The organism is Microbacterium sp. ZW T2_14 (assembly GCF_044987405.1).
Classification (GTDB): domain Bacteria; phylum Actinomycetota; class Actinomycetes; order Actinomycetales; family Microbacteriaceae; genus Microbacterium.
The window spans coordinates 1-8,062 of sequence record NZ_JBJDRK010000096.1; the positions used below are offsets into that span (position 1 = coordinate 1).

At 71.7% G+C, this 8,062-nt stretch carries 7 protein-coding genes; 6 read left to right on the forward strand and 1 reads right to left on the reverse strand.

The window, feature by feature from the left end; all coding sequences use genetic code 11:
* The 4 genes from ACI3KY_RS19570 to ACI3KY_RS19585 form a co-directional block, all read left to right on the forward strand.
* On the forward strand, nt 1-1,209 hold a 1,209-nt coding region (locus tag ACI3KY_RS19570), incomplete at its 5' end, for a PspC domain-containing protein (protein ID WP_404931798.1).
* Nucleotides 1,202-1,885: a LuxR C-terminal-related transcriptional regulator gene (locus ACI3KY_RS19575; protein WP_404931799.1), complete on the forward strand. Its 684-nt coding sequence runs from the start codon at nt 1,202-1,204 to the stop codon at nt 1,883-1,885. The genes ACI3KY_RS19570 and ACI3KY_RS19575, both read left to right, overlap by 8 nt.
* A gap of 85 nt (nt 1,886-1,970) precedes the next feature.
* On the forward strand, nt 1,971-2,852 hold the full coding sequence (locus ACI3KY_RS19580; RefSeq protein ID WP_404931800.1) for a CHAD domain-containing protein: 882 nt from the start codon (nt 1,971-1,973) through the stop codon (nt 2,850-2,852).
* 152 nt (nt 2,853-3,004) lie between these two features.
* On the forward strand, nt 3,005-5,422 hold the full coding sequence (locus tag ACI3KY_RS19585) for an ATP-dependent helicase (RefSeq protein ID WP_404931804.1): 2,418 nt from the start codon (nt 3,005-3,007) through the stop codon (nt 5,420-5,422).
* A 44-nt stretch (nt 5,423-5,466) separates the two neighbouring features.
* On the opposite strand, the gene ACI3KY_RS19590 is transcribed toward ACI3KY_RS19585, so the two are convergent.
* On the reverse strand, nt 5,467-6,090 hold the full coding sequence (locus ACI3KY_RS19590) for a MerR family transcriptional regulator (RefSeq protein ID WP_404931801.1): 624 nt from the start codon (nt 6,088-6,090) through the stop codon (nt 5,467-5,469).
* Between the two features lie 89 nt (nt 6,091-6,179).
* Here ACI3KY_RS19590 and ACI3KY_RS19595 point away from each other — a divergent pair, with 89 nt between their 5' ends.
* Together ACI3KY_RS19595 and ACI3KY_RS19600 are read left to right on the forward strand one after the other, a co-directional pair.
* The gene (locus ACI3KY_RS19595) at nt 6,180-6,596 is read left to right on the forward strand and encodes a hypothetical protein (RefSeq protein WP_404931802.1); all 417 of its coding nucleotides are present in this window, start codon (nt 6,180-6,182) and stop codon (nt 6,594-6,596) included.
* A gap of 77 nt (nt 6,597-6,673) precedes the next feature.
* Nucleotides 6,674-7,855 carry an SseB family protein gene (locus tag ACI3KY_RS19600; RefSeq protein WP_404931803.1) on the forward strand — a complete coding sequence of 394 codons (1,182 nt, stop codon included), beginning with the start codon at nt 6,674-6,676 and terminating at the stop codon, nt 7,853-7,855.
* The last annotated feature ends 207 nt before the right edge of the window (nt 7,856-8,062 follow it).

The window sequence follows — 8,062 nt, forward strand, 5'->3', positions numbered from 1 at the left end:
GCTCTCCGGCGCCCTCGGGACTGCGTGGTGTCGGGGGTCTCGTCCGGCCTCGCCCGCCACCTCGGGTGGCCGGTATGGCTCGTGCGTGCCGCGTTCGTCGCCCTGGCGTTCGTCTCGGGCGCCGGCGTCCTGCTGTACGCGTGGCTCTGGCTCTTCATGCCCTGGGACGACGTCGGAACCGCGACCGGGCGCGCCACCGCGCCCGTTGCAGCGCCCGTCGTGCAGATGCCGACGCGGCGGGCGCCGGTGGCGTGGATCCTGGCTGCCGCATCGATGGTCGCGACGGTGGCGACCGTCGGGGCCATCGCCCTGTTCTCGGGGAACGGGATGGTGCAGGCGTCGGCACCCGGATGGACGGGCGGCGTGTTCGCCGCGACCGTGCTCGCGGTGGCGGCCGGCTCCTGGGCCACGCTGGTCGATCGGCGGGATCCGGCGCGGGGTCCGAGGCATGAGAACGTCGTGCGGGCGGTCGTGACCGTGGCGCTGATCGTGCTGCTGCTCGCCCTGCTGACCACCCTGCAGCAGGTTGGGGTCGCCGGGTTCGTCTACGCGCTGATGCCGCTGGTCGGGATCGCGCTGGTGTACTCCTCGATGCTGATCGACAAATGGCGGGAGCTTTCGGGGGAGCGCGTGCGGCGCATCCGCGAGGAGCAGCGCGCCGAGATGGCCGCGCATCTGCACGACTCGGTGCTGCAGACGCTCGCCCTCATTCAGAACCGCGCCGGCGCCTCGAGCGAGGTCGCGCGCCTCGCCCGCGCGCAAGAGCGTGAGCTGCGAGCGTGGCTGTACGACGGCGACGCCCCCGCCGACAGCGATCTCGCCACCGACCTCCGGGACTACGCGGCCGCGCTCGAGCTCGACTATCCCGTCCGCATCGACGTAGTCTCCGCCGGGCTGCCGGCGGAGCGCGCCAGTGGCGAGGTCGCAGCCGCGTCCCGCGAGGCGTTGCTGAACGCCGCACGCCATGCGGGAGGCGATGTGTCGGTGTACATCGAGGGCAACGCGAACGCCGTGGACGTCTACGTGCGCGACCGCGGCCCCGGATTCGACCTGCAGGACGTGCCGGACGACAGGCTCGGCATCCGTCAATCGATCCTCGGCCGTATGAGACGGGCGGGCGGATCGGCGACCGTCCGGCGCGGAGCCGGTGGAGGCACCGAGGTGCACCTCCGGTACGCGACAGCCGCATCGGAGGTGCGTCATGGCTGATGGCCGGGTCCGCGTGGCGATCGTCGACGACCATTCCATCTTCCGCTCCGGCCTGCGCGCCGACCTCGACGCCTCGATCGACGTCGTGGGCGAGGCGGCCGATGCCGCTGCCGCCGTCGCGATCATCGAGGCGACGCGTCCCGACGTCGTGCTGTTGGACGTCCACCTGCCGTCGGGGCAGGGGGCTGCCGCGTCCGGGCCGGACGCCGCCGGCGGCGAAGCGGTGATCCGTGCGGCCGGCCCGCTGGTGCCGACGACGCGATTCCTCGCACTGAGCGTGTCGGATGCGGCGGAGGACGTGGTGCGCGTCATCCGCGCCGGCGCACGCGGCTACATCACGAAGGGTTCGTCGGGCGCCGAGGTGAGCCGCGCGGTGCACGCCGTCGCCGAGGGCGACGCGGTCTTCTCGCCGCGCCTGGCCGGGTTCGTGCTCGACGCCTTCGGTGCGGCCGTCGGCGAGACCGCCGCGCGCGACGACGAGCTCGACCGGCTGTCGGCGCGGGAGCAGGAGGTCATGCGGTTGATCGCCCGCGGCTACGCCTACAAGGAGGTGGCCGCCGAGCTGTTCATCTCGATGAAGACGGTCGAGTCCCACGTGTCGGCGGTGCTGCGCAAGCTGCAGCTGTCGTCGCGGTACGAGCTGACCGCCTGGGCCTCGGAGCGGCGCCTGCTCTGAACCGCGTCCGCGGCCTTGGGGGCGTTCTCGCCTCTCGGAGAAGGTGAGGATCGCGCGACGTGGCCGGCATCTCTAGGCTCGGGACGTGCGCAGACCGCAGGGGAGCCCGACGCTCGGAGAGGTGCTCGGGGAGATCGTGCGCCGCGCCGCGGACGAGGTCGAGGCGACCCTGCCGGCCGCGGTCGCCGACGAGCCCGACGGTGTGCATCAGCACCGCGTGCGGGTGAGGCGCCTGCGCAGCGTGCTCGGCGGCTTCCGGGCTGCGCTCGACGCCCGCGCAGCCGAGCGCGTGCGCGTGGCCTACGCGGAGTGGGGGCGGGAGCTCGGCGTCGTGCGCGACATCGAGGTGCGCGCCGAGGTCGCCGGCGAGATGCTGGCGCGGGCGGGGATCGACGATCCAGATGTGCACCGACGGCTCGTCGGCAGCGAGCAGGAGGCGTATTCGGTGGCCCATCAGCGGCTGGTGGAGCTCGCAGCCTCTCCGCGCGCCGAGGAGCGCGCCCGCGTGCTGCGCGAGTTCGTCGATGAGGCGATACCCGTCGAGCCCGACCGCGGGGCCGCGGAGGTGCTGGCGGCTGCGGTGGCGAGACAGGCGCGTCGCGTCGAGAAGGCAGAGTCCCGCCTCGACGGCACGGATGCGCGCTACCACGCCCTCCGCAAGGCCGCACGTCGCCTGCGGTATGTGGCGGAATCCGTCGCGGACGCCGCTCCCGGGCTGGACACGAAGGAGATCGAGGCACTCGTCGAGGCCGGCGACGACATCCACGACGCTCTCGGGGCGCACCGCGACACCACGCTGCTCGCGCAGCGGGTGGAGCACGAGGCAGCCCTCGCCGGACGCGCGGGGGAGCTGTCGCACGCGTACGACAGGATCGCCGAGGTGGCCCGGGCCGAGGCGTCGGAACGCCTCGACGAGGTGCCGCAGGCGATGCGGCGACTGAAGGCTGCGGCATCCGGTCTTTCGTGAGAGAGGGCGGCTCCGTGGCTGCGGCGGGGCGAGCAGTGCGCCCGGCCGGTGTCGGCCGGGCGACCTAGACTTGGTGGGACATGACCGACGCCATTCCGACCGCGCCGGGCGCGGGTTCCGTTCGTCCGATCGTTCTCGACGCCGCCCACCCGATGGGCGCTGCGCCGCGCGCCGGCGCTCGCTCCGATGAGGACCTGCTCGACGGACTCAACCCCCAGCAGCGCGAGGCCGTGACCTATCGGGGGCAGGCGCTGCTGATCGTGGCCGGTGCCGGCTCAGGCAAGACCAGCGTGCTGACCCGGCGCATCGCGTCGTTGCTGCGCAATCGCGAGGCGTGGCCGAGTCAGATCCTCGCGATCACCTTCACGAACAAGGCCGCCGGCGAGATGCGGGAGCGCGTCGAGCACCTGGTGGGCGATTCGGCGCGCGGTATGTGGATCTCGACCTTCCACTCGGCGTGCGTGCGCATCCTCCGCCGCGAGGCCGAGCAGTTCGGCTTCACCAAGTCCTTCACGATCTACGACTCCGGCGACTCGCGCGCGCTCATCAAGCGGCTCGTCAAAGAGCACGAGGCCGATGCGTTCGGGCTCACTCCGGCGGCGACGCAGTCGAGGATCTCGAAGCTCAAGAACGAGCTGGCGGATGCCGAGTCCTACGCCCGCACGGCCAACATGAGCGATCCTGCCGAGCGGGTCTTCGTCGAGCTGTTCGCGGCCTACCAGCGGGAGCTGCAGCGGGCGAACGCGTTCGACTTCGACGACCTCATCGGGCAGACGGTGTTCCTCTTCCGCGCGTTCCCGCAGGTGGCCGACGTCTATCGCCGGCGGTTCCGGCATGTGCTCGTCGACGAATACCAGGACACCAACCACGCGCAGTACGCGCTGATCCACGAGCTGACCCGGCCACCAGGCTCGGATGCCGCGCCCCTGGCGGGCTCCGGCGGCATGATGATCTTCGAGGCCGAGCCGGCCGCCGAGGACGGGGCGTCGCTCACCGTCGTCGGCGACTCGGACCAGTCGATCTACGCGTTCCGCGGCGCCGACATCCGCAACATCAGCGAGTTCGAGAAGGACTATCCGGGCGCCAAGGTCGTGCTGCTCGAGCAGAACTACCGCTCGACGCAGAACATCCTCTCCGCCGCGAACGCCGTCATCAGCCACAACTTCGACCGCAAAGACAAGCGCCTGTGGACCGACGTCGGCGAGGGCGAGAAGATCATCGGCTTCACCGGCTACTCGCAGCACGACGAGGCGCAGTTCGTCGCCGACGAGATCGAGGCGCTCCGCCGGGCGGGGGTGGCCTACTCCCAGATCGCCGTCTTCTACCGCACCAACTCGCAGTCCCGTGCGCTGGAGGAGATCTTCATCCGCTCCGCCCTGCCGTACAAGATCATGGGCGGCACCAAGTTCTACGAGCGCGCCGAGATCAAGGACGCCCTCGCGTACCTCGTGGCGGTGGCCAATCCCGCCGACGAGATGGCGATGCGCCGCATCATCAACCGGCCGCGGCGCGGCATCGGCGACGTGACGATCGAGACGATCGCGCGCTACGCGGTGGACCAGCAGATCACGTTCCGCGATGCGCTGGCGAACTCGTCGGCGCTCGGCGTCGGACCCAAGATCCAGGCGGCCATCGCGCATCTGGACGCGGTCCTGGCCGAGGCATCCGAGATCATGCTGCCCGCCTCCGGCGAGCTGGCGCCGCCGACCGCGGTCGCCGACGGCCTGCAGCTGCTGCTCAACAAGAGCGGGTACTACGACGCGCTGCGCGCCAGCAAGGACGCGCAGGACGAAGCCCGCATCGAGAACCTCGACGAGATGGTGGCGGTGGCCCGCGAGTTCGCGCGCAACAACCCCGAGGGCACGCTGCTCGACTTCCTCACCGAGGTGGCGCTCGTGTCGGATGCCGACGACCTCGAGGACGCCTCGGGCTCGGTCTCGCTGATGACCCTGCACACCGCCAAGGGCCTCGAATACGACGCGGTGTTCGTCACCGGCGTCGAGGAGGACCTCATCCCGCATCGCATCTCGGCCGGGGAGCCGGGCGGTCCGCAGGAGGAGCGACGCCTCTTCTACGTCGGCATCACCCGCGCGCGGAAGCGCCTGTACCTCTCGCTCGCGATGACCCGCGCGCAGTTCGGCGAGGTGACGGTCGCGATGCCCAGCCGCTTCCTGCAGGAGATCCCGCTCGAGCTGCTGCACTGGCGGCAGTCGCCCGGCGACGTCAACTCCCGCGGCGGTACGCAGTCGCGCGCGCTGAACGCACGGCGCGGTGGCTTCGGCGGGTCGGGTTCCGGCTCGGGCAAGCGCTACGGCGACGACCTCGTGCCGCTCGCACGCCGAGAGCCGACCGGCAACCTCGAGCGCTTCGCGAACAAGATCCCCTCCAAGGTGCGCGACAACGGCGACATGGAGCTGGCGCCGGGCGACCGCATCCGTCACGAGGACTTCGGCGACGGGCGAGTGGATGCCGTCACCGGCGAGGGTGCCAAGCGCGTGGCGCACGTCCGCTTCGACACGGCCGGGCCGAAGAAGCTGCTGATCAAGATCGCGCCGATCTCGAAGCTCTGAGATGCCGAGGCCCTTGCTCTCGGGGCCGAGGCGGCCGCGATCGCTCAACGATCGGGATCGAGGGCTGTTCCGCGTTCGACGAGCAGATGGTGGTGGGCGAGGCGACGCAGGGCCAGCATGACCGGCTCGTACAGTGCCGTGCCGAGCACGGCGTAGGTGACGGCCGCGGCTCGTGACATGCCGGCGATCGGAGCGATCTCCTCCGCAGCGACCCGGCGCATCGCGTCGCCATAGCGACCGAGCACGGTGGGCGAAGCATCCAGTCCCGCCGCGTCCAGGGCATGCAGCGCTTCGTCGAGCTGAGCGACCGCGGTGAAGTCGGCGTCATAGGTGAGGCCGAGTTCGTCGATGGCCGCCCGGGCGCGCGGGTAGTCCTCGCGACCGCTGTCGACATAGGGAGGAAGCGCCCCGACGGCGCGGCCGAGGGTCTCGAGCGGGTCGTCGAGCGGGGCGTCGACGAGCGCCAGGACCTCGCGCACGCGGGCGAGCGGCAAGCCGCGAACGTCGGCGAGAGCGGCGATGAGCCGGAGCCGCGCGAGGTGCTCCTCGCCGTACTCGGCGCGCGTGGCCGAAACCGCCTCGCCGCGAGCCAGCATCCCCTCGCGGATGTAGAACTTCACGGTCGCGACGGGCACTCCGCTCCGCTCCGACAGCTCCGAGATCTTCATCGCGGCCCCTCTCCGGCTTGTGTTAGATACTATAGCTATCTAACATTGGAGAGCGGGACTATCCAACGCTCGATCACCAGGAGGAATCAATGGATCCGGTTCTCACGATCGTCGCCGGCGCGACGATCCTCACCGTCATCGGGATCATGGCGGGCGGCACGTTCCTGTTGCGGATCGCCTCACGCGGACTGCCCTTCAACGGCCTCCAGAAGAGCTTCTTCCGCGCGGGTCACGCCCACGCCGGCGTGCTCGTGCTGCTGGGGCTGGTGAGCCTGCTGCTCACCTCCGCCGCGGGTGCGGCGCTCGTCTGGCAATGGGCCTCGGTGGGGGTGCTGGCGAGCGCCATCCTCATCCCGGGCGGGTTCTTCCTCTCGGTGCTCGGACGCGACCCGCAACGCCCTGGACGGGCGATCGGGCTGCTGTGGGCCGGAGCCGTGGTGCTCGCGGCATCCCTTCTGGCTGTCGGCATCGGCGTCATCGCCGCCGGCGTCGCGGCGCTGGGGTGACCCTCCGCCGTTCCCGCGCGCGAGGGCCGAGTTTGCTGCGGCGGACCGCGGTCAGGGCGGCGGGTTAGGCTCGCACAATGGCCTTGTTCTCGCGCCGTCCGAAGAAGCCCGCCGAGCCCTCCGAGCCGTCGTCCGTGCCCGAGGCGGCGCCGGACGAGGGGATGGACCCGGACGCCGCGGCCGCCGCGGAGACGTCGAGCGATCCGGACGCCGCGGCTTCGACCGAGACGTCGAGCGATCCGGAGGCCGCGGCTCCGACCGAGCCGCCTGTCGCTCCTGCCGACGCGGGCGGCGTGGGATCCGTGCCGATCTCGCTCTCGGCGTTCGGCGGTCTCGGTGCGTCGCCACAGTCCGCGGCGTCGACGCCCGCCGCCTCCGCGGGCCCGCAGGACCCGTCGAGCGGTGACCAGCCGATGCCTCCCGGGCCGCGCCCGCGGCTCGGAACGCGCGAGTGGATGCGCACCGCGCCCGAGCAGACCGAGACGGTCCCAGGCCTGCGCGACAACGTGCTGCTGAGGGCCGCGCTCGGCCGCGTCGGGGATGCGCCGGCCTCGCAGGCACTGCTGGATGTCGCGCGGCAGCTCCTGCAGGGGCACGTGTTCCTGCGCGTCAAGGGGGACGCCCGCACGCTGCTGGCCGAGGGGAAGGGGCTGCCGCTCGCGGTCGCGAACGCGGGGGACCGTACGTTCGCCCTCGTGTTCTCGAGCGGAGCAGCGCTGCAGGCGAGCCTCAAGGCCGACGGGGACACCGACACCTCGGCGATGGGCCAGCCCGTTCTCACGGTGCTGCGGCACGTGTTCGAGAGCTCGTACGACGGGATCATCATCGACCCTGCGTCGACGCCGTCGCGGGCGGTGCTGCCGAAGGAGCTGCTCCAGCGCGCGGTCGATCAAGCCGACCCGCAGCTGACGGTCAAGACTCTGCTCGCCGCCGAGCGCACGCCTGAGATCAGCGCCCAGGTGGCCGAGGCGCTCACCCGCGTGCCGCTGTGGGTGGCCGTCGGCACGGCGGAAGGGGGAGCGCCCGGCCTCGCCGAGGGCCGCGACGCCGGTGGCGCACGCTACCTCGAGATCTATTCGCACCCGCTCGAGGTCGCCGTGATGGGTCGTGGCGACCATGCGGCGCCGATCACCGCCGCACAGCTGTCGCGCGCGCTGCGCACGGATGAGGGGATCACTGGGCTGGTCGTCGACCCCGCAGGGCCGTGGATCCGCCTCGCCCGCGACGAGCTGTCGCCCGTGATCTCGCTCGCGGACTGACCGCGCCTTCCGCCGCAGGGTCGCGCGACGGCGCGGGGCGTTTCGTCTCGCTCGTTCCTCGCTCGCTCAACGACCGGGTCCGGGTCGCGCGGCGGCATGGGGCGTTTCGTCTCGCTCGTTCCTCGCTCGCTCAACGACCGGGTGCGGGTCGCGCGGCGGCATGGGGCGTTTCGTCTCGCTCGTTCCTCGCTCGCTCAACGACCGGGT

Excerpts from the sequence above, each read along its gene's own strand:
- ACI3KY_RS19575 (WP_404931799.1), top strand. The coding sequence starts at position 1,202 with ATGGCTGATGGCCGGGTCCGCGTGGCGATCGTCGACGACCATTCCATC.
- ACI3KY_RS19590 (WP_404931801.1), bottom strand. The coding sequence starts at position 6,090 with ATGAAGATCTCGGAGCTGTCGGAGCGGAGCGGAGTGCCCGTCGCGACC.
- ACI3KY_RS19595 (WP_404931802.1), top strand. The coding sequence starts at position 6,180 with ATGGATCCGGTTCTCACGATCGTCGCCGGCGCGACGATCCTCACCGTC.
- ACI3KY_RS19600 (WP_404931803.1), top strand. The coding sequence starts at position 6,674 with ATGGCCTTGTTCTCGCGCCGTCCGAAGAAGCCCGCCGAGCCCTCCGAG.
- ACI3KY_RS19585 (WP_404931804.1), top strand. The coding sequence starts at position 3,005 with ATGGGCGCTGCGCCGCGCGCCGGCGCTCGCTCCGATGAGGACCTGCTC.